Annotated in this window: 21 protein-coding genes; 12 read left to right on the forward strand and 9 right to left on the reverse strand. The window is 38.5% G+C overall.

Features of this window, described 5'->3' with window-relative positions; genetic code table 11:
* Positions 1-896 precede the first annotated feature (896 nt).
* From A6E03_RS14820 to A6E03_RS14845, 6 genes are all read left to right on the forward strand, one after another.
* Positions 897-1,802: a siderophore ABC transporter substrate-binding protein gene (locus tag A6E03_RS14820; RefSeq protein ID WP_065601168.1), complete on the forward strand. Its 906-nt coding sequence runs from the start codon at positions 897-899 to the stop codon at positions 1,800-1,802.
* Positions 1,803-1,893: 91 nt separating this feature from the next.
* Positions 1,894-2,829, forward strand: coding sequence for an iron chelate uptake ABC transporter permease subunit VctD (gene vctD, locus A6E03_RS14825; protein WP_065592805.1), 936 nt, complete (start codon positions 1,894-1,896; stop codon positions 2,827-2,829).
* The gene (locus tag A6E03_RS14830) at positions 2,822-3,772 is read left to right on the forward strand and encodes an iron chelate uptake ABC transporter family permease subunit (RefSeq protein ID WP_065601169.1); all 951 of its coding nucleotides are present in this window, start codon (positions 2,822-2,824) and stop codon (positions 3,770-3,772) included. Before vctD ends, A6E03_RS14830 begins: the two co-directional genes overlap by 8 nt.
* A gap of 8 nt (positions 3,773-3,780) precedes the next feature.
* Positions 3,781-4,542, forward strand: a complete 762-nt coding sequence (gene vctC, locus A6E03_RS14835; protein ID WP_065601170.1) for an iron chelate ABC transporter ATP-binding protein VctC — start codon at positions 3,781-3,783, stop codon at positions 4,540-4,542.
* 35 nt (positions 4,543-4,577) lie between these two features.
* Positions 4,578-5,381 (forward strand): siderophore-interacting protein, encoded by an 804-nt coding sequence (locus tag A6E03_RS14840; protein WP_065601171.1) that lies wholly within the window; start codon positions 4,578-4,580, stop codon positions 5,379-5,381.
* Positions 5,382-5,574: 193 nt separating this feature from the next.
* Complete coding sequence (locus A6E03_RS14845; RefSeq protein WP_141677010.1) at positions 5,575-5,832, forward strand: YdcH family protein; 258 nt, start codon at positions 5,575-5,577, stop codon at positions 5,830-5,832.
* Between the two features lie 109 nt (positions 5,833-5,941).
* On the opposite strand, the gene A6E03_RS14850 is transcribed toward A6E03_RS14845, so the two are convergent.
* From A6E03_RS14850 to A6E03_RS14865, 4 genes are all read right to left on the reverse strand, one after another.
* Positions 5,942-6,838 carry a DMT family transporter gene (locus tag A6E03_RS14850; protein WP_065601172.1) on the reverse strand — a complete coding sequence of 299 codons (897 nt, stop codon included), beginning with the start codon at positions 6,836-6,838 and terminating at the stop codon, positions 5,942-5,944.
* Between the two features lie 101 nt (positions 6,839-6,939).
* Positions 6,940-7,386, reverse strand: coding sequence for a copper chaperone PCu(A)C (locus A6E03_RS14855; RefSeq protein ID WP_065592810.1), 447 nt, complete (start codon positions 7,384-7,386; stop codon positions 6,940-6,942).
* A 48-nt stretch (positions 7,387-7,434) separates the two neighbouring features.
* Positions 7,435-7,992 carry an SCO family protein gene (locus A6E03_RS14860; RefSeq protein ID WP_065592811.1) on the reverse strand — a complete coding sequence of 186 codons (558 nt, stop codon included), beginning with the start codon at positions 7,990-7,992 and terminating at the stop codon, positions 7,435-7,437.
* Positions 7,989-8,429 (reverse strand): hypothetical protein, encoded by a 441-nt coding sequence (locus A6E03_RS14865; protein ID WP_065592812.1) that lies wholly within the window; start codon positions 8,427-8,429, stop codon positions 7,989-7,991. The genes A6E03_RS14860 and A6E03_RS14865 overlap by 4 nt, the downstream gene beginning before the upstream one ends.
* 117 nt (positions 8,430-8,546) lie before the next feature.
* On the opposite strand from A6E03_RS14865, the gene A6E03_RS14870 reads away from it, so the two are divergent.
* Both A6E03_RS14870 and A6E03_RS14875 read left to right on the forward strand, forming a co-directional pair.
* Positions 8,547-9,116, forward strand: coding sequence for a DNA-3-methyladenine glycosylase I (locus A6E03_RS14870; protein WP_065592813.1), 570 nt, complete (start codon positions 8,547-8,549; stop codon positions 9,114-9,116).
* A 58-nt stretch (positions 9,117-9,174) separates the two neighbouring features.
* Complete coding sequence (locus A6E03_RS14875; RefSeq protein WP_255310652.1) at positions 9,175-9,363, forward strand: hypothetical protein; 189 nt, start codon at positions 9,175-9,177, stop codon at positions 9,361-9,363.
* A 78-nt stretch (positions 9,364-9,441) separates the two neighbouring features.
* On the opposite strand, the gene A6E03_RS14880 is transcribed toward A6E03_RS14875, so the two are convergent.
* A complete protein-coding gene (locus tag A6E03_RS14880; protein ID WP_065592814.1) occupies positions 9,442-12,489 on the reverse strand; it encodes an efflux RND transporter permease subunit in 3,048 nt (1,015 codons plus the stop codon).
* Positions 12,490-12,491: 2 nt separating this feature from the next.
* Entirely contained in the window at positions 12,492-13,604 is a 1,113-nt protein-coding gene (locus A6E03_RS14885; RefSeq protein WP_065592815.1) for an efflux RND transporter periplasmic adaptor subunit, read from the reverse strand.
* A 169-nt stretch (positions 13,605-13,773) separates the two neighbouring features.
* On the opposite strand from A6E03_RS14885, the gene A6E03_RS14890 reads away from it, so the two are divergent.
* Positions 13,774-14,379, forward strand: coding sequence for a TetR/AcrR family transcriptional regulator (locus tag A6E03_RS14890; protein ID WP_083190373.1), 606 nt, complete (start codon positions 13,774-13,776; stop codon positions 14,377-14,379).
* A gap of 101 nt (positions 14,380-14,480) precedes the next feature.
* On the opposite strand, the gene A6E03_RS14895 is transcribed toward A6E03_RS14890, so the two are convergent.
* Positions 14,481-15,401, reverse strand: a complete 921-nt coding sequence (locus A6E03_RS14895) for a DUF368 domain-containing protein (RefSeq protein ID WP_065601173.1) — start codon at positions 15,399-15,401, stop codon at positions 14,481-14,483.
* A gap of 90 nt (positions 15,402-15,491) precedes the next feature.
* Positions 15,492-18,197, reverse strand: a complete 2,706-nt coding sequence (gene malT, locus A6E03_RS14900; RefSeq protein WP_065601174.1) for an HTH-type transcriptional regulator MalT — start codon at positions 18,195-18,197, stop codon at positions 15,492-15,494.
* A gap of 396 nt (positions 18,198-18,593) precedes the next feature.
* Between malT and A6E03_RS14905 the strand changes: the two genes are divergently transcribed.
* From A6E03_RS14905 to glgB, 3 genes are read left to right on the forward strand one after another with little or no spacing between them, the layout of a single operon-like run.
* Complete coding sequence (locus A6E03_RS14905; protein WP_065601175.1) at positions 18,594-21,047, forward strand: glycogen/starch/alpha-glucan phosphorylase; 2,454 nt, start codon at positions 18,594-18,596, stop codon at positions 21,045-21,047.
* 55 nt (positions 21,048-21,102) lie between these two features.
* Positions 21,103-23,280 (forward strand): 4-alpha-glucanotransferase, encoded by a 2,178-nt coding sequence (gene malQ, locus A6E03_RS14910; protein WP_065601176.1) that lies wholly within the window; start codon positions 21,103-21,105, stop codon positions 23,278-23,280.
* 53 nt (positions 23,281-23,333) lie between these two features.
* A complete protein-coding gene (glgB, locus tag A6E03_RS14915) occupies positions 23,334-25,481 on the forward strand; it encodes a 1,4-alpha-glucan branching protein GlgB (RefSeq protein ID WP_065601186.1) in 2,148 nt (715 codons plus the stop codon).
* A gap of 66 nt (positions 25,482-25,547) precedes the next feature.
* On the opposite strand, the gene A6E03_RS14920 is transcribed toward glgB, so the two are convergent.
* Entirely contained in the window at positions 25,548-26,195 is a 648-nt protein-coding gene (locus A6E03_RS14920; protein WP_065592820.1) for a YdcF family protein, read from the reverse strand.
* Positions 26,196-26,230: the final 35 nt, after the last annotated feature.

The raw sequence follows: 26,230 nt of genomic DNA on the forward strand, positions 1-26,230 counted from the left end.
AACTAAGAGCGATCATTTTTAGGGTCGCTTTTTTATATGTATTTATTATGTAAAATAGTAAGAGTTTCACTTGTGAGAATTGGCTATTAATAGTTCTATTGTTAAATGTTTTTATTACTTTATGAGACTCAAGTCACAAAAAGCTTGGTTTTAAGTTAATGTTCAGTTAAACTGTTCCTCGTGACTTGATTCACAATAAAATAAAAACACATTAGGCTAGTTATTATGGAAAAAATGAGTATGACTCATAAATGGTCAATTAAAAATTGTCCCAAGGATATAGAGAGCCAAGTTTTATCTGTTATTGGATTAATCGATAAGAAAGGTTCAGCATCAGACATGGATCTCTGTAAGATCTTCGGTGAAGTTCTATGGAGTGATGGGAAATATTTCAATTCTCACGCATTTCGCTTCCTATTTGATCATGAGACTCTTTCATGTGAAGTAACGAAGAGACACTTACACTAAAGTAAACAAGCTATGTATTTTTAAGGCCATTATTATTCCCCAATAATGGCCTTTTTTAATGTCTGTACTAATCCAATTCATTATCTGCATATTATTCTCTTTTATATTAATTCATCTAAGTTCTACTTGTTATTAAAAACGCTCTATTGTTCACTGCCGTACAGGCCGTTTAGAAAAGATTTTGAATTTGGGCAACAAGCTGTTGCCCATTCACTTCCGTACAGGTAGCTTAGAAATGTCAGTGTGAGGGTTCTTGCCTCTTTCATTTGTTCATTGCCGCACAGGCTGTTAAATGTGCAGGCACGAACATTTATAAACCTTACTTATTGTGCGCGTTTACAATCTTTACTTTTTTCTTGTAGCGAATGAGAGTTATTTTCATTATATTCAATAGGAATACGAATGGTTATCACTTGAGTGTAAATAATATGAAAAGAAGTATCGCTACAATGTTATTGGGTTTACTGGTTTCTGCGTCTTCTTATGCAGAAATGATCACGGTTTCTCATCAATTAGGTAAAACTACACTTGAGACGAAACCTCAGCGTGTTGTTGTTATTGGAACAGGCACCCTTGATGCACTTGATTATTTTGGCATTAAACCGGTAGCGGTAACTCAAGCGACAACCATGCCGTCTTATCTTCTTAAGTACACAACCAACGAATTTGCTTCATCAGGCAGCCTTAGTGAGCCTGATTTTGAAACGATTTACATGCAAAAACCTGATGTGATTATCATGGGGTCTCGTGCTATTAAAGCGTACAAAGAATTGTCTGAAATCGCGCCTACCATTGTATTTTCTGTCGATTCAAAAGGGTATTGGGAAAGCACACAACAACAATGGCGCATGCTAGGGGATGTATTTGAAATACAACCGACAGTTGAAGCGAAAATTGCCAGTGTCGATGCTGAAATAACGAAGATAAAGACACATAACCAAAGCAATAATGTAGCGGCACTAACTGTTATGAGTGCCGGTGGCAACATCACCACTTTTGGTGCTCAATCTCGTTTCTCTGCTATTTATAAAGATTTTGGCTTTAAAGAAGCGGCGAAAGGGATTAAAGAATCTAACCATGGTGACTTAGTATCTTATGAATTCATCCGTGATGTGAACCCAACAAATTTATTGATTGTTGATAAAGATAAGCTAATCAATAAAGAAAAAAGCCGCACTCGTGAAGAGTTTGCCAATCCATTGGTAAATGCGACGGACGCCTACAAAAACAACAGCTTAACGTACCTTGATATTAATGCTTGGTATATAGCCATCGCAGGGGTTACAGCAACAGATCAGATGATTGAAGACGTAAAGCAATCTATTCACCTTTAGGATAATAATTCCTAATATTCTCACATTTAATTTTCCTTTAAAGCGTGTTATTTCTCTGAGATAGCACGCTTTGTGCAGGCTGAGGTTAGCTTTGAAAAAGTTATTGCTTGTTCTTGTTTTACTGAGTATTGCGTCTGTATTTATTGGTGTGGCTGACTTATCACTGTCGGCTATTTTTAGTGGCGATACTGATGCTTTAGAATTGTTACTGATCAGCCGATTACCTCGATTATTCGCAATTTTATTATCTGGTGCCGGGTTATCTATTGCGGGCTTAATCATGCAACAGATCAGCCAAAACCGATTCGCTGCACCATCGACATCAGGTACGATCGAATGTGCGATGCTGGGTTACGTACTCAGTTTAGTGATTTTTGGTCATGGCGATAATTTACTGCTTATCTTTGGTATGTCTATTATCGGAACGTTAATATTCATTCAATTTATCCATCGTGTTCAATTTAAAAATGCCATTTTTGTGCCATTAGTGGGCATCATTTTTGGTAATGTCGTGTCATCTGTCGCGACATTTTTAGCTTACAAATACGATGCGGTTCAAAACCTGTCAGCATGGACAGTGGCTAATTTCGCGAACATTCTTCAAGGCAATTACGAGCTGCTTTATATCGCCGTTCCGATTTCAATTATCAGTTACTGGTATGCGACTCGTTTGTCTGCCGTGGGCATGGGCAAAGACTTCGCGACGAATATTGGCCTGAATTACAAACAAATTTTGTTTATCGGTATTATGTTGGTATCGGTGATGTCAGCAACGGTCGTCATGATTGTGGGTCAACTGCCGTTTCTTGGCCTGATTGTGCCAAATTTAGTCACTCAATTTTATGGTGATAACTTACGTAAAAATATTCCATTAACGGCGATTGTAGGGGCGATTCTTATTCTTGTGTGTGATGTGGTTGGGCGCATCGTTATCTTCCCTTATGAAATTCCTATCTCTATGATCATTAGCATTCTTGGCGGTGTCGTGTTTATTGCTTTCATCGTTAAAGGAAAACAAAATGTCTGATTCAATTAAATTAACAGGGTTAGCATTCATTACGGTTCTGTTTACGTTTTTATTTATTGGTATTGGGTTAGATGCATCAAATTACGAGTATTTCTTATCTCGTCGTGTACCTAAAGTATTGGCGATGATTTTAGCAAGTATTGCGATTGCTCAATCGTCGTTGGTGTTTCAAACCATTACTCATAACCGTATTTTAACGCCAAGTATCATGGGGTTTGATGCCTTGTATTTGTTAACTCAGGTCTTGGTTGTTGTGATTTTTGGTTCATTTAGTGTGTTCATATTGAACCCATTTTTGAACTTTGCCTTGTCTGTTTTTATTATGATCGGGTTTTCGTTATTGCTGTTTGGTTTTTATTTTAAAAAGAACAACAGCAACGTCATTACCTTGTTGTTATTAGGCGTTATTTTTGGTCAGTTGTTCTCAAATATTTCTTACTTTTTTATGATGTTAGTTGATCCAAATGAGTTCTCTACCATTCAAGGCAGCATGTTTGCGAGTTTTAATAACATCAATAAAGATCTCGTTTATTTTTGTGTTATTCCTCTACTACTTATTAGTGCATTGCTTTTTAGAATGTCTAACGTGTTAGATATCTTTTGGTTGGATAATGACAACGCCACGAGTCTAGGCGTTGATGTTGGTAAGGTAACTAAACAGGTGCTGATTTTAGTGGCGATTCTAATTTCGGTATCTACTGCGTTAGTTGGCCCTGTGATGTTCTTTGGTTTATTAGTGGCAAACTTAGCTAAAGAATTCTTTCATACTTATCGTCACCGAACCCTATTAATGGGTAGCAGCTTAATGGCGATGTCGATGTTGTTATCGGGCCAATGGGTAATTGAGAATGTCTTTAAGTTTGAAACGACCTTAAGCGTAGTGATTAATTTTATCGGTGGTTTGTATTTCTTATCACTGCTTGTTAGACAAAAAATTCAATAGAGAAACGCATGATTTCATTATCTCAACTATCAAAATCATTTGGTCAGCAAAAAGTGGTTGATCAAGCCTCTGCCTCGTTCATTAAAGGTGAAGTGACGTCAATCATTGGACCTAACGGCGCGGGTAAAAGTACCGTATTATCAATGGCGAGCCGTTTGTTAGCAAAAGACAGTGGTAGCGTATTAATTGAAAACAAAGAAGTGGTCGATTGGGACACAAAAGCGTTAGCAAAAAAACTGTCGGTACTTCGTCAATCAAACAATCTTAATATGCGCTTTACCGTGCGTGAATTGGTTGCTTTTGGGCGGTTTCCTTACAGCCAAGGCAAGCTAACGAAGCATGATAACGAGGTGATTGATAACGCGATTAATTACCTTGATTTAACGGACATCCAAGATAAATATTTAGATGAATTGAGTGGGGGGCAACGTCAATTAGCCTTTATTGCAATGGTTGTTGCTCAAGATACGGATTACGTGTTCTTAGATGAGCCATTGAATAACTTAGATATTAAGCACTCATTGCAAATCATGAAAAATATCAAAACATTGGCTCATGAATTAGGAAAAGCAGTAGTAATAGTTATTCATGATATTAACTTTGCATCGTGTTATTCAGACAATATTGTCGCGCTGAAAAAAGGCAAAGTTGTGGCTAATGGTACGGTGGCTGAAGTGATAAGAAAAGACGTATTGTCTGAGATATACGAAACTGAATTTGATATCCATGAAGTTAATGGACAACGTATTTGTATGTACTATGGTCAGTAATAGACGATGTACAAAATAAGATAAGGAACACGTTTATGAGTAAGCCATCACCACGACTATTAACGGTTATTAGTAGCGTACTGCTAACATCAAATATGCAGCGTATTACGTTTAAAGCCGATGATTTATCTGATTTTGAAACCGAGAGTGAAGGCGGTTACATTAAGCTGTTGTTTAATGAGAATGGTGGAACGGATCTTTCTGGTATTGAAGAAGGCACTCGTCCAAAAATGCGTACCTATACCATTCGTCATTTGCGCCAAGAGCAGAATGAATTGGATGTGGATTTTGTACGTCATCATCATTCTGTTGATTGTGTGAGTGCTGATAGTGGCGGTTTTGCATCTAATTGGTCGCAACAAGCTAAAGCTGGCAGTCAAATATCCATTGTTGGTCCGGGTTCTATCAAAGGTTTATCGAAAGAGGCCGATTGGTTTTTCTTAGTAGCAGACATGACGGCATTACCTGCCTTGTCTGCAAAATTAGAAACCCTGCCATCAAGTGCGGTGGGGTACGCGGTGATTGAAATTAACCATGAATCCGACAAGCAAGCCTTAGCTAAACCGGAAGGAATGAATATTGTTTGGATTATTCAATCAGAAGTGAATTCTGAGAACGGCGGGTTGATTAAAGCGGTTCGTGCTCAAGAATGGAAACAAGGTCGAGTGGCGGTATGGAGTGCGAGTGAATTCAACAGTATGAGACAACTTCGTACGTATTTTCGTAATGAAAAATCCGTCGATAAAGACGATATTTACATTAGCAGTTACTGGAAAGAAGGCTGTACTGAAGATGGTCACAAAGTGGCAAAACATGAAGACCAATTAGCGGGTAATTAATCCGTTATCCCTACATGTTATTCATAATGATGCTTGAGCGATCGGTAAACTACGAACTTGTATATGATTCATAATTCGATGAATTATAATTATCTACTTTATCGATTCTCTTCGTCACTTTGCGCTTTATGCCACATTTCTTTTAGTGAAATTCTTTATACTGATGACTTATCTGATTGAAAAGGGAATGCCGATGCTAAATGAAAACCATGCTTTTATTTTAGATTTTCCAGAGCTTAAATTAGACATTGTTCAGCTCAACCATGCCGATGCGACATTCAAAGCGGATCTTCAGCAGTATCATGAGTTGGATTATAAAATCCGTCAGTTGGAAATATCGGGAAGTCCGATTGATGATGACAATATGCATGCACTAAAGCTTCAACGTATGGAGCTAAAAGATATGTTATACCAACAATTAACTAAGCATCATGAAGAAGCGAGTCATTAAGTTACTCAGTCATTTATATTAAGCAATGACAAAACCATCGATTAAATAATTACAAAAAAGCCGACTTATCATAGTCGGCTTTTTTATCGCATATACAACGCTGAACTTGCTAGATTTTAAGGAGTATTTTAGCTTCTTTTTTGGCTTTTTTGACTTTGATCTGAGCCAAAATAACACCAGAGATCACCATTAAGCCACCCATCAAATGATAGCTCTCAATCTTCTCACCTAATAGAACCGCAGCAAGTGATACTGCAACGACGGGCAGTAAATTCATAAACATCGCACTGGATTCTGCACCAATAACGTCAATGGCTTTAACCCACATCCAAGGCGCTAGAATAGACGCAGCAATAGATGCATACATGATTAATGGGATAGCGCTTTCTGTTGGCAATAAGTTATCACTGGTTAACCATAATGGCGTCAGCATAGCAACTGCAAATAGCCCCTGCATGTAAATTAACTGCCAACTCGTAATTGGCATTTTCCAGCGTTTCAGTAATACGCAATAAGCTGCGTAACAGCTAGCGGCAATAACCATTAAGCCATCACCTTCAGTAATAGGCTGATGCAAAAAGAAAGTAATATCGCCATGGCCCAACATGAAGGTAAGACCAAAAAGTGAAATTATCGCACCGACAATACTTAATTTAGAGATACGTTTACCCAATAATGGCAAACTAAGGAAAATACTGATCAGTGGCACTAAAGAGGTAATGAGTGACATATTAGAGGCTGTAGTCGTTAACCCTGCGTAATATCCTAAAGATTGGTTTAAAACCATGCCAAGCAGCGCTAAAAATGCCAATTTAGATAAATAAGGGCGAATAACGTGACGTGATCTAATGACAGAAGGTAAGCAAAATGGGGTTAGAAGAAGCATAGCAAATGCCCAACGATAAAAACTCATTGCACTTGGTTCAATAGCAGATGCAGCCATTTTGTTGATAATGGAGTTGCCACCCCAAATTAATACGGTGAAGAGGGGTAATAAGTAATACATGTGAACTGCATCTCGTTAATAGGTAATGAGATGCAGTTTGACAGGTCTATTGAAATGTATATATCTCTAATAAGACACTCTGACTTATTAGAAAGACAGGATTACATTTTGTGTTTCATTCCCGCCATTACTTTTTTTACGGGTGCTTTAAATTGCTCTTTATCACCATTTTTGAAGTTTAATGTGACATCAATGAACTCATCTTCTGTTAGCGGTTGAGTGAGATCAAATAACATAATGTGTAGGCCACCTGGTTGTAGCATTACTTCTTTGTTTTTTGGGACTTCAATTGCGTTAACTTCACGCATTTTCATCATGCCATCGGTTTTTATTACGGTGTGTAATTCAACTTTATTCGCAATAGAAGTACTTGCAGATACTAATGTTCGATCTTCATTACCTGTGTTTTTAATTGCCATGAAAATAGCGCTGTTTGTAGCATTAGGTGGTGTTGCTCGTGCGTATGGGTTTTCAATAATAAGGTCACTTTGAGCAAAAGCGGTTGAGCTAAGTAAAAGGGCGCCTAGGGCCAAAATTGTTTTTTTCATTGTCTATTCCTTTAAGAAGTAATGGTCCTTTATGGACACTAGTTGTTTTTATTGTGATAGAGAATGCATGGCTTCTACTATCGGATCGGGCGTAATGGTATGAGCGACTTTAGTGATTAATGTACCGTCAGGTTTTAAAAAATAAAAATAGGAAGAGTGGTCAATTGTATATTCTAGAGCTGAATCGGCGAGTTCTGTTTTATGAAAAATGACATTGTAACGTTTAGCTAATATTGTTATTGCATCGACAGAACCAGAGCTGCCTTCAATGGTGTTATGAAAATAGTGAGCGTATTCCGCTACGTGTTCCGGAGAATCTCTTTCTGGATCAAGCGTAATAAATACGGGGCGAAATTGTGCTAACGTTTCCTTATCAATGTGGTTGAAAGCACCAGAAAGCATGGCCAATGAGGTTGGGCATACATCAGGACAGCGAGTAAAGCCAAAATAGACAATTCGAATACGGGGATCATTAAGATCAAAAAGATCAATGTTCTTATTTTCTAATCCGTAGAGATTGGTGTCTATTTTTGATTGGGATAAATACGCTTGTTTTACGCCGAACCCTAATAAGATTATAGCAATAATAAGTATGATTTTTTTCATTGGATGGCCTTTAAAGAAATGGCAACAGAATTTGAACCATCACTGATTGTTCCAACCCATGTCATGGTATTTTGTGTGCATATAGGCAGTAAAATCTCACCCTTATAGGTTTGGTTACCTGTTTTATGCAGCTGGAATATGGGGGTTCCCATTTCCATATCAAGCCCTTGAAGAGAAAGTAGAATCTTATCCGCATCAGAATTTGGCCAATTAACGGTAATAGAACTAGGCTCTAAAGGCGTTAATGTATCTTTTTCTAACGTGATGTTGACGTTATCTTTACTGCAAACATGGCTAGATAATTGGCAGGTATCTTCAAAAGGGATGGAGGGTGCGATATGACTTTTAACAAAATCGGTAAGATCTGAAAAAAAGAAACCAATAAGAAATAGGGCGATCACAGATGCAACTTTAATCGCAGAGACGACAATTTTCATACAGATCACAACTTAAAGAAAAGATAGGTAAATGGTAGCATAAGGTAAATCGATGGCATGATACTTGTTACTGTAATGTGAGCTTAGTTAATAACCCGAAGTAAAGGCGAATAATAAATGAACAGAAAGCGATGTGCTTGGGCTGAAGTGTCTGACTTAGATCGAGAGTATCATGATAATGAATGGGCTATTCCTATTTACGATGAGCGTAAATTGTTTGAATGTTTAACATTAGAAGGAGCACAAGCGGGGTTAAGCTGGAGTACTATTTTAAAAAAAAGAGAAGGTTATCGATTATTGTTTGATCATTTTGATATTGAAAAAATCAGTCAATATGATCAAGAGAAAATAGACGCATTAATATTAGATACTCGTATTGTACGCCATCGTTTAAAAATTAATTCAGTGATTACGAATGCCCATGCGTTTATCAAGATCCAACAGGAGTGTGGTAGTTTTTCAGAATATTTATGGAACTACGTTGATAATAAACCGATCATCAATCATTGGGAGAATATGACAGAAGTACCTGCAACGACCGAATTGTCGAATGCCTTAAGTAAAGATTTAAAGAAACGTGGATTTAAATTTGTAGGCCCAACGATTTGCTATGCATTTTTACAAGCGACTGGTGTTATAAATGATCACTTGGTTAACTGTCCTTGTTATGTTAAACATAACATATAAGCAACATTTGTTGGTTTGGTACCTGCTCAGGATTGGGTAGTCGGTTGAAGAGGGGTGAATGATGGATAATAAATCCTTACTAGAGTCAAAAGACGATATTATTGAAACAGTTGATGTTGATGGTACGTACCAAGCAGAGTTACGTAAAAAAGAAGAACGACGAAATTATCCATCAAAACCTATTTTGTATGAGAGACGATTTAAAGAAGATCGTCGATATAAAGATAAAGTAGATATTAAAATCTGATATCGATGTGATGAATAGATAAAAAAGGAGCGCATTGAACGCTCCTTTTTTAGTCTTTGTCATTCAGTGATATACGACTTAATGACTTATTTTTATTTTAAAGAACATCGCATAAAAGAGAGGGATAACAACCAGAGTTAAAATTGTTGCGAACAACAAACCAAACATAATCGTTACAGCCATACTTTTAAAGAACGGATCGATAAGTAAAGGGGCAACCCCCAGAATAGTGGTTAATGCGCCGAGTAATACCGGTCTTGCACGACTTAATGACGCATCAATAATCGCATTATAAGGGGGCTTACCATTACCTACTTCGACATCCGCTTGGTCTACAAGTACGATTGCATTTTTCACCATCATACCGATAAGACTTAAGAACCCAAGTATTGCCATAAACTCAAACGGCGTTTGGAATATGACTAATCCTATTGATACACCAATGATTGCAAGTGGGGCAGTTAACCAAATAACTAAGGGTTGACGAAGTGCATTAAACATAAAGATCACTGATAAGATCATCGCGGCAAAACCATAAGGCGCAGAGATAGCTAATCCTTCATTCGCATCTTTAGAGGCTTTGTATTCCCCGTACCAAATCAATTGATAACCTGATGGTAACTCAATCGCTTCGATTTTTTCGCGAACTTGTTTGAATGCATCGGCGGTTAACACACCCGGAGCAGGGTCTGCTTGTACTAAGATGGTTGGCATTCTATCAATACGACGTAAAATAGCGTCTTCCCATACTAAGTTTGATGATTTAATCAATTGACTAACAGAGATAAAGCCGCCAGTAATAGGGCTAAATACTTCTGTATTTTCAATAGCTCGTTCATGATTACGTTCAGTTTCAGGTGAGCGAGCAACGATTGGAATAAGATCATTACCTTCACGATACACACCGACATTACGACCAGATAAGGTTTGTGCAATGGCAGTGTTTATCTCTTGTGTTGTTAATCCAAATTGTTGTGCTTTTTCTTCCGAAAATTGAGGTCGCAATACAGGTACTTGTTGACGCCAATCATCTTGAACTGCGATCAGTTGTGAGTCATTTAACATGACGGCTTTCGCTTGCTCTGCTAGTTGACGCAATACTTGGCTGTCTGGTCCTTTAAAGCCCGCTTCAATTTTTTTACCACCCCCACGGCCTAGCATAAATTTCCATACTTTGATTGACGCGTCCGTGTATTTTTCATCCAATTCGGTTTGCAGTTCTACCAATAGTGGAGCGATGTTTTGATAATCATCAATATCAATTAATAGCTGTCCATAACTTGGGTTACGCGCTTCTGGTGAATAAGTCAGCATGAAGCGTAAACCACCACCGCCAACAAAACTGGTGATATTGGTAATGCCTTCTTTTTGTTTCACGTCTTGCTCTATGGCAGCAATAGTTTGTTCAGTACGTTTGATGTCTGATCCTTGGGGTAAATAAACATCAACGACAAACTGCGCACGTTGAGATTCTGGCATAAACCCCGGTGGAATATAACGAACACCATAAATAGAAGTAAATAAAACAACCAGTAAAAGACCTACACTGATACCACGATGCGCTAATACCCAGGTTAATAACTGGCGGTATTGTTGACTGATACGACTCGGTGGAGTGTCATTATTAATGGCTTTTACGGTTAAAAAATCATGGCATAGCATCGGCGTAATTGTAATGGCAAATACCCAGCTTAACAGCATGGAATATAAGATAACCCAAAATAGAGAACCAGCGTATTCACCCATGTCAGAGGGAGATAAACCGATAGCACTGAAAGCACAGATCCCGACAACTGTTCCACCGAGTAGTGGCCACTGTGTTGCATTAACAACATCGGATACGATCGCTTTGCGGCTGTCATTAGGTGTGGTTTGTAAACGAACCAATATACCGTCAGTAACCACAATCGCATTATCAACTAACATACCTAGTGCAATGATCAATGCCCCCAAAGAGATCCTTTGCATCGCAATATCTTGGATAAGCATAATACATAGAGTACCAGCAACGGTAAGCAGTAAAACGAACCCGATAATGACGCCGGAGCGTAGCCCCATAAATAATAGCAATACGATAAATACAATGACAACGGCGGCGATTAAGTTATCAATAAAGTTAGTGACCGAAGCTCGAACTGAATCTGATTGCATGGAAATAACGTTCAGCTCTATTCCCAATGGCCGTTGTCCTTCAAGCTCTGCAATACGTACTTTTACAGCGTCGCCCATATCAACGACGTTGCCACCTGATACGTTTGAAATACCAAAGCCTACGGCACGTTCGCCATTATAACGAACTAACATCGAGCTTGGTTCTTGATAGCCACGAATGACGGTTGCAATGTCACCTAAGCGAAGAACGGTATTATTATCTCCAAGGCTCACTTGTAGGTTGTTTAAGTCATTAATTGAATTAATCCCAGAGTTTGGGATAACAGGAATACGCATTGCATTCGTTTCAATACTGCCAGCCACGGTAATGATGTTTTGCTTTTGCAGAACTTGATATACCCTTTCTGTAGAAACACCAAATTGCGCCATACGCTCACTCGACATTTCAACGAAAATTGTTTCTTGACGCTCTCCTAATGTTGCTGTTTTTGCAACACCAGGGACGAGGACTAACTCACGGCGTAAGTCATCAACATAATCTTGAAGTTGTTTATCACTAAAGCCTTCACCAGTAACGGCAAAAAAGAGAGAGTACACATCTGAAAAGTCATCATTAACAATAGATGGGCTTGCACCTGGTGGCAATTGACGTTGTGCATCTCCTATTTTTCGGCGTAATTTATCCCACACTTGTTGCAAAGCGGCTTGGCTTTGAGCAAATTCAAGTTTGATTTCAACCGTTACTTCAGACATGCCTTGTTTAGAGACCGATTTAACCTCTTTCACTTCTTGAAGTGATTGAACGGCACCTTCAATAATGTCGGTTACTTCGTCTGATACTTCCTGAGCGGTTGCACCAGAATAAGGGGTATTGATTACCGCTTGGCGAATTACAAATTCAGGGTCTTCAAAACGCCCAAGTTTTAAATAACTTAAGTAACCACCAAATAAGATCAGTGCAATAAATACCCATACAGAAGTGCGTTTAGCGATGGTATAGCGTGCAATGTCCATGCTTATTCCCCGTGATTCATTGCTGATTTATCTGAATAGGGTTTTACGGTCATATCTGCTTTTAAACTGGAGACTCCTGCAATGATAATGCGTTCACCTAGCTGCAAACCATCAGTGATAATTACTCGGTTTGTGAGTAATTCTCCAGTGTTAATTTGGCGCTGCTTGATTTGATTTTTAGTATCAAGAATCCAGACAAATTGTCCCCCTTTATTGTCAGGCACAATGGCGGTAAGCGGGACCGTAATTAACGAATTATCGTCGAGTGAAGAGTTTGGATAAATAGGAACGACTTTTACCGTCATACCTGGTAATACATTAAAACCGCCTAAGTCTTCAAAGGTCAGTACAACAGGGTAAGTTTGAGTAATAGGATCAGCTTGCGTTCCATAAGTACTTAATATCAGAGGAAATTGTTCATTAGGCATTGAGCTAATTTGGGCAACGGCTTTTGACCCTTTTAAGTCACCAAGCATGACACTGTCAGGTATATTGATTAGTACTTCTAATTTGTCGATGTTATGAATCGTTAAGACCGGATTATTTGCTTGTATTTGAATGTGATTATCGACCATTTTACGCCCCACAATACCATCAAAAGGGGCCGTTAATTGGGTATACTCCAATTGACGAGTTGATTCCTCCAAACGATTTTTTGCTAAACGATTACGAGTTCTTAATGTGTCTAAATCACTTTTTGCAATGGCTTGGCTTTTTTCATAAATGGCCTTACCACGATGGTATTCCGCTTGAGTATTTTTATATTCAGTAAGAGCGGATTCTAATGCTGTTTTCGCATCTCGGGGATCCAGTTGTGCTAAGAGTTGCCCTTCTTTAACTTGCTGGCCTTCTTCAACAAGTACACGAATAACACGGCCATTCATTCTAAATGCCAAATCAGCGCGTTGGGCTGAACGTACTACGCCATTGAAACGTAACTGAGCATTTATACTTGGAGTGATAACTTCAATAAGAGCAGGGCGAATTATTGCTGCCTTGATTACTTCTTTGGATTCATCTGAACCACAACTAGAGAGCATCATTGTACTAATGGCAAGACTGACGGCTAATGTGGTTTTTTTCATTAACGTTAATGTAGAGATGCTTGAGCTCATTTACTCATTCCTCATGAAAAGAGTCATAGATTGAAATAAAAAGTGGCGAGTTATTATAAAAGTAAACTCAGGAGTTTATTTTACGAGTAAAAAAACACTAAGTAAACTCTCGCGTATACTTATTTATCACTAACGCGTAGACTGGTGATAATTTATTGAGGGGGAGACGATGAAAAAATTGACACGATCAGAGCAAAAACATCTTGATATCATCAATGCAGCAAAAGAAGAGTTTATTGAACATGGTTTTCTTTCTGCAAATATGGATCGTATTACTTCATCAGCTGAAGTGTCTAAACGCACCCTTTATCGTCACTTTGAAAGTAAAGAGGTTTTATTTGAGTCGGTATTAACTATTATTAACGATTCGGTTAATGAAAGTGTTTCTTATCAATTTGATGACAGTAAAAGCACAAAGCAGCAGTTAGATGAGATCGCTTATAACGAAATTGAAGTGCTTTATCATACTTATGGTATTGCATTGGCTCGAACTATCGTAATGGAGTTTTTGCGCCAACCTGAGATGGCTAAAAACTTAATTAAAAATATTTATAGTATTCGAGCAATAACGCAGTGGTTTACCGAAGCGATTGACGCAGGAAGATTAAAACAAGCCGATCCTAAATTAATGACGGATGTGTATGTGAGTTTATTTCAAGGTTTGTTCTTCTGGCCGCAAGTCATGAATTTAGATATTGAACCTATAGGTGAGGCAATGGAGAATAAGGTAAACACGGTAACCTCTATTTTCATTCAATCTTATGGACTTAAATAGCATTTAGATAAGTAGATATAACGTATTACAGATCATAAAAATGGCGATGAGAATAAGGATAAGATCCTTATGCTATCGCCATTTTTTATTGAGTATAAAAATTATTTTTCGTTTTTATTCGCGTACATTTCTAAAGCAACCACTAAGCCGATACCAAGTACAACACCAATAACCGCGAAACCAATTAAAGCGGGCTGTTGGGTAACTTGCTCATAGTTGAATGGAGATAAGTTGTGCTCAATTAGCGGAACTTGCTCACCCTTTGAGTTAATGCGCCATTCAATGACTTCTTTCCAAGGCCAGATTTTACCTAATGTTCCGACCATTAAGCCGGTTAAAAAGATTAACGTAATGTCGCGGAATTTTCTTAGTAAAAACGATAACACATGTGAAAAGCTTAGTAGACCAATTAAACAGCCAGAAGCGAATAATCCCATGGTCATTAAATCAAGTGATTTTACCGCATCAAGCACAGGGCTATACATACCAATTAATAGCAGAATGAAGCTGCCTGAAATGCCAGGTAAAATCATGGCGCAAATAGCAATCGATCCAGCAAGAATATATGTGAAAGTAGACGGAGTCATTGTCATTGGGTTTAGTACCGTAATGCTATAAGCAAATGCGGCACCAGCTAATAACATAATAAAGCGATCTAATGACCATTTTTCAATTTGTTTCGCAATATGAATAATTGAAATAATGATTAAACCAAAAAAGAATGACCACAGTGGAATAGGGTGTGTGTGTAGCATCCATGTGATGAATTTTGCGAGAGTTAAAATACTCGTTAAAATGCCACCAAAAAGAGAAATTAGGAAAAAACCATTAATATGAGCAAATGCGGCTTTAAAACCTTCGCGCTTCCATAATCCGAAAATAGAAGGATTAATACGTCGAATGCTTTCTAAAAGCGTATCGTAAATCCCCGTAATAAAGGCAATCGTACCACCAGATACACCAGGAACAACGTCAGCTGCGCCCATTGCCATCCCTTTAAAAAATGTCGTTAAATAGTTCATTTTAGCTCTACGTAGATAAAAAACTTATGCATGATGCACCAAGGTGCGTAATTATACATAAGTTTTGTGTAAAAAATGTCGTAATAATGATTATTTCATCATGCCTACTAGTTCATCAGCCATCGCGATGGCTGCTTTTCTGTTTGGTAAGTTAAGTTTTTGATATAAATTACGAATATGGGTTTTAATGGTTGTTGGTGCCACGTCAAACTCTGCTGCAATTTGTTCATTACTAAAGCCTGAATATATTAAGCCAAGTACTTGCCACTCTCGATGAGTTAATGGGCTCGCTCTAATTAATTCAGGAACTTCTGGATTATTAATCACTTTTTCAATAAAGGCTTCATCAAAGTGAGCAGAACGAGATCGTTCATTGTTAGATAATGCTTTTTGTAATTGTTCAATACGATGCTTTTCAAGTTCAGAAATTTGCCCTTTTTGTAATAGTTTTGCTAATGGTTTTAGTGTTCCTTTACCGGCCATTAAAAAGCTGCCAATAATACCAGTTTGATTCGATTGCTTTATAGCAAGATGCATTACTTCGACAGATTCATTAATTTGGTTATTTTCGTATAATAAAACGGATTCCATGATTGCGTTACGGTTGATATCTGTGATCAGTTTATGCTGTTGAGCAATGGCCTGTGACGTTTGTAGGGTATTGATTGCGAGTTCAATATCGCCTAGATGAAATTGTGCCCTGGCAATATTACGCCATTGGAGTTGAGTAAAGTGATTACAGCGAGTTTCTGGTTTTTCTGTTTGATTAAGCCAATAACTCATAGCGTTAGTATTCCCTTTGGCTTGCCAATAGAAGAGCTGTGCTGAAGAGGCATTTGCTTTCCAATCGATATGATAATCTGCTTGGCTTAATAGCTGCTGACATTTTTCAAGGTATCGTTCTGCTTTGTCTAATTCGCCACGAGCCACCGCTAAACGAGCCAACATTGAATAGCCACGTAGATGTTTCGTTTCATCAAAAGGAGATAAAACATCTAGCCCTTTCCATGTATATTGTTCTGCTTCATCAAATCGAAACCAGAACCAGTAAATCTGTGCACGGGCACGTAATAAAAACTCATGTAATGGCAATTGACCCAAATCTTGATCTTTAATTAATTTAAACCCATTATCTTGGAGATCAAAGGCCGCTTGCATAAAGCCTTGCGCCATTAATATTTCACTTTGTTGTAAGATAGCCCATAACGCTTGATGATAAATGCCATAAGTCATGGCCATTTTTTCAGTTTGTTGCATTAGCGCTAAGGCTTGAGCAAGATTCCCTGACACGTGGTGATATTCACCAATAACTGAAGTAGCAACAATACGGCTGCGATATTTGTTGGTGTCTAGTTCTTCAAGGGCTTTTTCTGCAAATGCCAGAGCTACTTCAGGCTCATTTTTGTTGATCGCCACTTGGGCTCTAAGCGCATCAAGTTCACCTTGCATATATCTATCTAGCGTCGTATTTCGAGCAGACATTTCTCGCTGACCTTCTGAAATAAGATCATCGACTTGTAAATAGTTGTGTTGACTTTGCGCCAACCACGCTCGAATAATGACAAGCCTTGGTGAAGTAAATAATACCTCAGGTTCAAGACTATTGATGGTTGATTCAAGTAAGGTTAGTTCACCATTGTTAAATAAATGCCAACCGTGTTGCGTTAAAATTTCAGCAATTAAGGCATCATCGTTTGCATTTTTTGCGTGACGAAGTGCTTGGTAAATATTACCGCTTGATAACCAAGCTTGTGCTGCTTTTTTCTGTAACTGAGTTTCTTCATGTGAAAGATGGTTTTGGCGTTGATGTGTTAAAAATTCAGCAAATAAGTTATGGAATTTGTACCAATCTCCTTTATCTCCATCGGTATTAATGAACAAACCAAAACGATTTAAGTTTTCAATTAATAACTGAGCATCATTTCGGTCAGTGAGCGTAATCAGTAACTGAGTACTAAAATGATCAAATACAGCGCAACGCATTAAAAAGTGCTGTGTCTCTTTATCTAAATGGTCAAAGACTTCTTCAGCAAGATAATCCCATAAATGAGTGTGATTAAGCTGAGCCATCGCCTGAGTCGAATTACTTAATGGTTGATTGTGTTGAATACTGTGCAGCGCAATGAGCTGTAGGGCGGATGGCCACCCTTCAACATGCTTACGAACATTGGTAATTGATTCTTGGTCAATATCACTATTAAGGCGTTGATTAAAAAATAGAGAGGTCTCTGATTGATCAAATGCCAAACTTTGATTGTCGATTTCAATTAATAGATCTCTAACACGTAAATTGGCGGTGTTAAGAGGGGGTTGAGAGCGACTGGTAATAACAAGAGTAAGATTATCAGGCAAATGTTTAAGGAAGAATTTTAAGCCTAAATGAATCGCGTCATTGGTAATTAAATGATAATCATCCAGTACAAAGTAAGCTTCATCTTGGAATGGAATGAGCTCAGTAAAAACCTGAGAAAATAAACTTGATAATGAAGCAAACTGTCTTTTTTCCGTTAAGGCTTTGGAGTGTTGGAGCTCTAACTTAGTGGCATTGCTGATGGTTTGAATGAAGTACTTTGCAAACTTGTATTCATCATTATCGCCTTCATCAAGACTATACCAACCTGTAGCCTCTTTATTTGCTAGCCATTGTGCGGCCATTGTTGTTTTACCGTAGCCTGCGGGAGATCGAAATAAAACTAGCTTGTAATGTGCAGCATCAGACAGAGTATTTAACACTCGTTGTCGCGTGATTGCGTTATGCAAGCGTCTTGGGAAATGTAATTTCGATGGTATTAACATAATTATTGTTCTTCTTAAAAATACTGAAGATATTATCCTCAATTATGAGAAAAGATGTACCATCTACGCCCCATAACTGTGAGCTAAGTTATGTTTTTATTATTGTTTGATTTGTAAATAAAACGAATCTACAACGGTAGTAAATGTAATTTTATTAATGTTCAAAAATGTGATCTTGTTATCACTTGGTGTTTTGTATTGTAAAAATGTGCTTTTTGTCACGTAAGACTCTCTTGTAGGCCTACAAAGTTGGAGTTTTATCACGTTATGTTTTCTCCTTTTAGCTACGCCTTATCTATTTTTATTCTCCTCCCCCTAAAAGGGAGGATGCGACCCCTAGATGAAACAGGCAGGATTAATAACAGTTGATTTATGAACTTTCGTGAGAGACAAAAGATGAAAAAGAACAACATCAAAAAATTTGATAAAGCGGCATTTCAAGCTTCTGTAAAACAACATTTAGTAACGACATTTGGTGCTGATGAAAAAACAGCAACGTCTAAGGTGTGGTATTTAGCGATGGGTAAAGCCCTAGCTGAATTAACAACATTTGATCTTGTTGGTACTGAAAATGATGAGAAAATTAAGAACGCACGTAGTGTGAACTACTTATCTTTAGAGTTCTTAATTGGCCGTTTAACAGGTAATAACCTAATTAGCATGGGTCTTTACGAAGACATTACGGATGCAATGGGTGAGTTAGGGCATAACCTGACTGATTTATTAGAAGAAGAACGCGATCCTGCATTAGGTAATGGTGGTCTTGGTCGTTTAGCTGCTTGTTTTATGGATTCTTTGGCTGCACAAGAGTTCCCAGCTATTGGTTACGGTCTTCATTACGAATACGGTCTGTTCCGTCAGTCTTTTGATGATGGGCGTCAACAAGAAGCACCAGATGCATGGTGTGGTGTAGAAGGTTACCCATGGGAAGTGGCTCGTCCAGATTTCGCTCAAAACGCAGGTTTTTACGGTCATGTAGAAACACATATTGTTGATGGTGAAGAGAAACGCCGTTGGATTCCTGGAATGTCAGTAGAAGGCATGCCTTGGGATTTACCAATTGTAGGCTATGAAAGTGATACGGTGTACCCACTACGTTTATGGGAATGTCGTGCAAAAGCACCGTTTAGCTTAGCTAGTTTTAACAATGGTGATTACTTTGAAGCGCAACATGCTCTGATTGATGCGGGTAACGTAACGAAAGTCTTGTATCCGAATGATAACCATGAAAAAGGCAAAACACTGCGTTTAATGCAGCAGTACTTCCATTGTGCCTGTTCTATTGCGGATATTCTGCGTCGCCATGACGCAGCAGGTCATAAGATTGAAGATCTTCCAAAATATGAAACGATCCAATTAAACGATACACACCCAACGATCGGTATTCCTGAGTTGATGCGTATTTTAATGGATGAGCGTAATTTAACATGGGATGCGGCTTGGGCTATTTGTTCTAAGACGTTTGCTTATACAAACCATACCTTACTTCCTGAAGCTCTAGAAACATGGAGCGAATCGTTAATTTCGCGATTGCTTCCTCGTCATATGGAAATCATTTATCAGATTAACTATTTATTCTTAGAAGGCGTTAAACTTAAGTGGCCGGGCGATGTAAATAAACTACGTAAGCTTTCAATTATTGAAGAAGGCACTCACCGAATGGTGCGTATGGCGAATTTATGTGTTGTTTCTTCTTACGCGGTAAATGGCGTAGCTGCACTTCACTCTGAATTAGTTAAGCGTGATTTATTCCCAGAATTTAATGAATATTTCCCAGGTAAATTAACGAATGTAACGAACGGCGTAACGCCTCGTCGTTGGTTGAAGTTCTGTAATCCAGGTCTTTCTAACTTGATTTCAACTAAGATTGGTAATAACTGGCCAGCAGATTTAGATCAATTGCGTGATATCGCAAAATTTGCCGATGACGCTAAATTCCAAAAAGATTTCATGGCGGTTAAGAAGCAAAACAAACAACGTTTAGCTGATTGGGTTCAAGAGAACATGGGTATTGAATTAAATACTGATGCTATTTTTGATGTTCAAATCAAACGTCTGCACGAATACAAACGTCAGCATTTAGATTTGCTAAACATTCTTTCTCTATACCACCGTATTTTGAATGAACCTGGTTTTGATATGCACCCACGAGTGTTCTTCTTTGCAGCAAAAGCCGCACCGGGTTATCACTTAGCAAAAGAGATCATCTTTGCTATTAATAAAGTGGCAGAGAAAGTAAATAACGATCCTCGCGTGTCTGATTTCTTAAAAGTTGTCTTCATTCCTGATTACCGTGTGAGCATGGCTGAAATCATCATTCCAGCCGCTGACGTGTCTGAGCAAATCTCTACCGCAGGTAAAGAAGCATCGGGTACGGGAAACATGAAGATGGCCTTAAACGGTGCATTGACTGTCGGTACGATGGATGGTGCAAACGTTGAGATCCGTGAAGAAGTGGGTGATGAAAATATCTTTATCTTCGGTCTTGATGTTGATGAAGTCGAAGCGCTAAAAGCATCAGGTTACAACCCGTATAAATATTATGAAGCAGATTCATTACTGCAAGCATCGTTAGATCTTCTTGCGGGTGATGAGTTTACTCCAGGTAAAGTGGGTCTACTATCTGCAATTCGTGACAACTTACTTTACGGCGGTGATCCTTACCTTGTATTGGCGGATTTTGCAGATTATGTTCGTGCTCAAAATGAGATTGATGCGGCATATCGTGATCAAAAACAGTGGGCGAAAATGGCTATTTTAAACACTGCTCTTGTTGGTAAATTCAGTTCAGACCGTAGTATCCGTGATTATGTAAATAACATCTGGAAACTAGAAGCGGTAAAACGTTAATTTGATTCAGAAATAGATAAATGAGGGCAGTGTTATGCTGCCCTTGGAGAAAGCGATGAAAGAGAATAATGTACTACATAAAATCGCAGAGCAGGCTGGGCTAGCAAATAGTTACATAAGCGCTTGGGGCGATGAAGCAAAAGTCAGTGACGAGACCTTAACTTGTTTACTGGCTTCTTTAGGTTATGACACCAAAAATGATAAAACTCTGCTTAGTTCTTCTGAAAAAATGCAGAAAAAAGACGTGTTAGCACCAGTCAAAGTCATTAGAGACAGTGACCCTTTACACGTTGAAATGCAGTTAGGTAAAAGTGCACGTATTAGCGAATTCAGTTGGAAAGTAACGACTGAAGAGGGTGAAATCCTTGAGGGGTATTTACAGTCTCAAGTTGTTGCTGATGAGCGTGATAACGGCGGTGTATTATTATTTTCTCTGCCTGTATTACCTTGGGGTTACCACACATTAGAAATTATTCGTAAACGCCGTAAAACGCCGTATGTAATGACATTGATTGTCACTCCAAAAGCGTGTTTTAAGCAAGAAGCGATTAATGAAGGTAAAAAAATGTGGGGGCCAAGCGTCCAGTTATACACATTAAGAACCTCTCATAACTGGGGTATTGGTGATTTTGGTGACCTAAAACAGTTAGTGGGTGATATTGCAAACCGTGGTGGTGATTTTGTTGGTCTAAATCCAATTCACTCATTGTTTCCTGCAAATCCTGAAGGCGCAAGTCCATACAGCCCATCATCACGTCGTTGGTTGAATATTCTATACATTGATGTGTGTTCAGTGCCTGAATTTGCATTATGTAATCAAGCTCAAGAATTAGTGGGTAGTGCTGAATTCCAACAACGATTGAATGAAGCGCGTCAATCTCATTGGGTGAACTACACTGAAGTGTCGTCACTTAAAATGAGAGTACTTCCTTTCCTTTTTGAAGAATTTAAAGCACGCCATATAGATAAAAATAGTGCACGTGCTGATGCGTTTTTAGCGTTTGTTGAAGAGGGCGCAGAAAGCTTACTTCATCAGGCTGCTTTTGATGCACTTCATAATAAACTTTATACACAAGATCAAAGTATTTGGGGTTGGCCTGTTTTCCCAAGTGAGCTTCAGCATTTTGATAATAAACAAGTTCAGCAATTTATTACGGATAACCGTGATCAAGTTGATTTGTACATGTACTTACAGTGGGTTGCCTTTACTCAAATTAATGATGTTCAGCAATTTGCTGAAGGTAAAGGTATGGACGTAGGTCTTTATCGTGATTTGGCCGTAGGTGTTGCGGATTCAGGTTCGGAAACATGGGCTGACCATGGCAACTTATGTTTAGATGTTAGCATTGGCGCTCCACCTGATATTTTAGGTCCTCTAGGCCAAAACTGGGGTTTACCACCATTAAATCCACATGCATTAAAAGCAACGGCTTACGATGCATATATTGAATTACTTCGCGCAAATATGAAAGCGTGTGGTGCATTACGTATTGACCACGTATTAGGTTTATTACGTTTGTGGTGGATCCCAAAAGGTGAAGACGCGACAAAGGGTGCGTACATGTACTACCCTGTGGAAGATATGTTATCCATTCTTGCTTTAGAAAGCCATCGTCATCAATGTTCTGTTATTGGTGAAGATCTTGGTACTGTGCCTGATGAGATTGTTGATTTATTAGCGGATGCAGGTATTCATTCTTATAAAGTTTTCTTCTTTGAAACAGCAAAAGATGGTGGATTCTATTCTCCAACGCATTACCAAGAACAATCGATGTCAGCATTATGTACTCATGATATGCCGACATTACGTGGATTCTGGCATTGTGATGATTTAAAAATGGGCGAAGAAATTGGCCTTTATCCTGACCCTGAACAATTGAAAGAATTATTTCAAACTCGTGCAGAGTCAAAGCAAGAAATTTTAAATAGTGTTGATTTTCATGGTTTCCTTCCTGAAAGAGTTGGGCGTGATGCCTCTTATGTGCCTATGGATAGACATCTGAGTGATGCACTCCAATATCATTTGGCAGCAGGATCGAGCACGCTTCTCAGTTTACAGCTTGAAGATTGGCTAGAAATGGATAAACCAGTTAACATACCGGGAACTGTTGATGAATATCCAAACTGGCGTCGTAAGTTATCAATTACCTTGGATGAATTATTTAATCGCCAAGCTGTTAATGAACTAACTAAGCGCATAACTGAAATTCGAGCTCAAGCTAGCCGAAAATAATAGGAGTATTTACGTTGAACTTACTTGTTGAACGTAAAGAAAAGGACATTTACATGCAGCTCGAAAGGGCTGCGTTTTCAGATCCGTTTTCTTTTCTAGGTCCACAATATCAATCAAATCACATCGCATTGCGGGTTTGGCTTCCAGGAGCCACTTCGGTAAGTGTTCGCCTCTCTCTACATTCAGACAATCTATTAACGCCAGATCCTTTGCTTTCTGGTGCATTCGTCTTAAATGATTCACTTGATCTTACTAATACTCACTACCAGTTAGTTGTTGATTGGAATGGTGCAGAGCAAGTGATTGATGACCCATATCAATATCATAATATATCACCGACAGACGCTGAAGCTCATACCCCAAAAGAAATGTATAACCACTTAGGTGCGCATTTAATGACGGTAGAGCGAGGTAATAAGCATATACAAGGTGTACGCTATGTCGTGTTTGCGCCTAATGCATCTTCTGTTAGCGTAATTGGTGATTTCAACCAATGGGACGGACGTCGTCACTTAATGCAACGCATTGATAATGGACTTTGGGTACTATTTATTCCTGAACAAAGCGCTGGGACTAAATATAAATTTGAGCTAAAAGGTCCAAGTGGGGAAGCATTACCTCATAAAATGGATCCATTTGGTGCTTATAATGAGCAATACCCTTCATTTGCTTCTGTGGTGTATGACCAAAAAGAATATCAGTGGCAAGACTCCTCATGGCAAACTCGTCCTGTAACTCAAAAGCAAAAGGAAGCACTTTCGTTTTATGAATTGCATGCAGGTTCATGGAAGCGAAATGAACAAGGTGATTTTTTAACCTACCGTGAATTAGCAGAACAATTAATCCCTTATATTGTAGATATGGGGTATACCCACATTGAGTTAATGCCTGTTTCAGAGCATCCATTTTATGGATCATGGGGTTATCAACCAATTGGCTTATTCTCTCCGACGAGTCGTTTTGGTACACCTGATGATTTCAAATTCTTTGTTGATCAGTGTCACCAAGCGGGTATCGGTATTGTTCTTGATTGGGTTCCTGCCCACTTCCCATCAGATTCACACGGTTTAGCGAATTTTGATGGAACGTCATTGTTTAATGATCCAGATCCTCGCCGTGGTTGGCATAATGATTGGCAGAGTTTTATTTATAACTATGACCAACAACACGTGCGCGAATTCTTAGTTTCAAATGCACTGTATTGGTTTGAACACTTCCATATCGATGGCTTACGTGTTGATGCGGTTGCGTCAATGCTTTACCTTGATTATTCACGTGAAGATGGTGAGTGGATCCCTAATTGGGATGGCGGAAACCATAACCACGGTGCAATCGCGTTGTTAAAATGGATGAATGAAGAAGTGTATTCTCATTATCCAAATGCAATGACTATTGCCGAAGAATCAACTGCATTCCCTGGCGTGTCTGCACCAACATTTGATGGTGGTTTAGGTTTTGGCTTTAAATGGAATATGGGGTGGATGCACGATAGCCTGAGTTATATTCAAGAAGATCCAATTCACAGACGTTATCATCATGACACCATTACTTTCCCAATGGTATACGCATTTAGTGAAAACTATGTGTTATCACTTTCTCATGATGAAGTCGTGTATGGCAAAGGATCTATTTTAGATAAAATGCCAGGTGATGAGTGGCAAAAAACGGCGAACATGAGAGCCTATATGGGTTATATGTATGGTCAGCCAGGTAAAAAACTCAACTTTATGGGCGCTGAAATTGCTCAAAGTGCTGAATGGGATCATGACAGTCAATTACAATGGTTCTTAACGCAGTTTGAACGTCATTCAGGCATGCAATCTTTAGTCCGTGATTTGAATAAGCTGTACACATCAGAACCTGCGTTATATCAGAACGATTGCAATCCTGTTGGTTTTGAATGGCGTTTACAAGATGAAGCGGAAATGAGTGTACTTGCTCATGAACGTTTGGGTGATAATGGCGAGCGTATTTTGGTTGTGAGTAACTTCACTCCTGCACCAAGAGAAAATTTCCGTTTAGGAATGCCAATTTCTGGGGAGTATGAACTAATCCTTAATAGTGATGCTAATGTTTATGGTGGCAGCGGCTATGACATCATTAGTGAAGTGAAAACTGAAGAAGTAGAATCTCAAGGTTTACCACTATCTATCTCACTCACTCTTCCTCCATTGTCGACAATGTTTTATCGTTTGAAGTAATAATTAAGTTTTTCGTAATAAAAATCCCTGAATAATTATGTTATTCAGGGATTTTTCATTGCTCGCTTATTCTGGCAATAAATACTCATCAAACCCAATTTTAGTCAATTTTTCAAAGGCTTGCCAAACATCATCGGGAATATCCTGTGCTTCTTGATATCCTAATGTTGGGTATACTTTTAAGCGATGTAATTCACCTAGAATAATACTAGCGACATGATCAAATGTGACCTCTTCTGTAGGGTAATTTACAAAAGTAATATTAGGCGATGAAATACAGAATTCGATATCGGCCCAGTTTTTTAAGAAAGTGGCGAGTAACCTCCTCTCCATATATGGTTTCTGAACCAAAAGAAGAGAATTAATCGAAATATTTTTTTCTTTCAATAATGCTTGAGTGAAAAATATGTTTTCGCCGGTATTTGTTGCCTTTGTTTCGACAAGAATAGCGGAAGAGGGCACGCCCATATCTTTAGCTACATGTGCAAAGGTTTCTGCTTCACTTAGCGTAAATAAACCTTCAGTAGCTCGACCTTGAGCACCAGAGAAAATTAATAATGGAGCATAACCATCAAGATATAGCTGTGCAGCATGTTCAGCAACACGTAAATCATAGCTACATAAGACAAAAATAGCGTCGCTTTTACTTATTGGTTGGCTCAGTAAATGGTAATCCCACACTAGTTGCAATTGTTGAAAAAGTGACCGTTGCATATAACACCTCTGTGATTATATAAGTGACTGAATAA

This window comes from Aliivibrio sp. 1S128, from assembly GCF_001691065.1.
Taxonomy (GTDB): domain Bacteria; phylum Pseudomonadota; class Gammaproteobacteria; order Enterobacterales; family Vibrionaceae; genus Aliivibrio.

Bases quoted from the DNA above. Each gene is read 5' to 3' on its own strand.
- A6E03_RS14820 (WP_065601168.1), top strand. From the start codon at position 897: ATGAAAAGAAGTATCGCTACAATGTTATTGGGTTTACTGGTTTCTGCG.
- A6E03_RS14830 (WP_065601169.1), top strand. From the start codon at position 2,822: ATGTCTGATTCAATTAAATTAACAGGGTTAGCATTCATTACGGTTCTG.
- vctC (WP_065601170.1), top strand. From the start codon at position 3,781: ATGATTTCATTATCTCAACTATCAAAATCATTTGGTCAGCAAAAAGTG.
- A6E03_RS14840 (WP_065601171.1), top strand. From the start codon at position 4,578: ATGAGTAAGCCATCACCACGACTATTAACGGTTATTAGTAGCGTACTG.
- A6E03_RS14845 (WP_141677010.1), top strand. From the start codon at position 5,575: ATGCTAAATGAAAACCATGCTTTTATTTTAGATTTTCCAGAGCTTAAA.
- A6E03_RS14850 (WP_065601172.1), bottom strand. From the start codon at position 6,838: ATGTATTACTTATTACCCCTCTTCACCGTATTAATTTGGGGTGGCAAC.
- A6E03_RS14855 (WP_065592810.1), bottom strand. From the start codon at position 7,386: ATGAAAAAAACAATTTTGGCCCTAGGCGCCCTTTTACTTAGCTCAACC.
- A6E03_RS14860 (WP_065592811.1), bottom strand. From the start codon at position 7,992: ATGAAAAAAATCATACTTATTATTGCTATAATCTTATTAGGGTTCGGC.
- A6E03_RS14865 (WP_065592812.1), bottom strand. From the start codon at position 8,429: ATGAAAATTGTCGTCTCTGCGATTAAAGTTGCATCTGTGATCGCCCTA.
- A6E03_RS14870 (WP_065592813.1), top strand. From the start codon at position 8,547: ATGAACAGAAAGCGATGTGCTTGGGCTGAAGTGTCTGACTTAGATCGA.
- A6E03_RS14875 (WP_255310652.1), top strand. From the start codon at position 9,175: ATGATGGATAATAAATCCTTACTAGAGTCAAAAGACGATATTATTGAA.
- A6E03_RS14880 (WP_065592814.1), bottom strand. From the start codon at position 12,489: ATGGACATTGCACGCTATACCATCGCTAAACGCACTTCTGTATGGGTA.
- A6E03_RS14885 (WP_065592815.1), bottom strand. From the start codon at position 13,604: ATGAGCTCAAGCATCTCTACATTAACGTTAATGAAAAAAACCACATTA.
- A6E03_RS14890 (WP_083190373.1), top strand. From the start codon at position 13,774: ATGAAAAAATTGACACGATCAGAGCAAAAACATCTTGATATCATCAAT.
- A6E03_RS14895 (WP_065601173.1), bottom strand. From the start codon at position 15,401: ATGAACTATTTAACGACATTTTTTAAAGGGATGGCAATGGGCGCAGCT.
- malT (WP_065601174.1), bottom strand. From the start codon at position 18,197: ATGTTAATACCATCGAAATTACATTTCCCAAGACGCTTGCATAACGCA.
- A6E03_RS14905 (WP_065601175.1), top strand. From the start codon at position 18,594: ATGAAAAAGAACAACATCAAAAAATTTGATAAAGCGGCATTTCAAGCT.
- malQ (WP_065601176.1), top strand. From the start codon at position 21,103: ATGAAAGAGAATAATGTACTACATAAAATCGCAGAGCAGGCTGGGCTA.
- glgB (WP_065601186.1), top strand. From the start codon at position 23,334: ATGCAGCTCGAAAGGGCTGCGTTTTCAGATCCGTTTTCTTTTCTAGGT.
- A6E03_RS14920 (WP_065592820.1), bottom strand. From the start codon at position 26,195: ATGCAACGGTCACTTTTTCAACAATTGCAACTAGTGTGGGATTACCAT.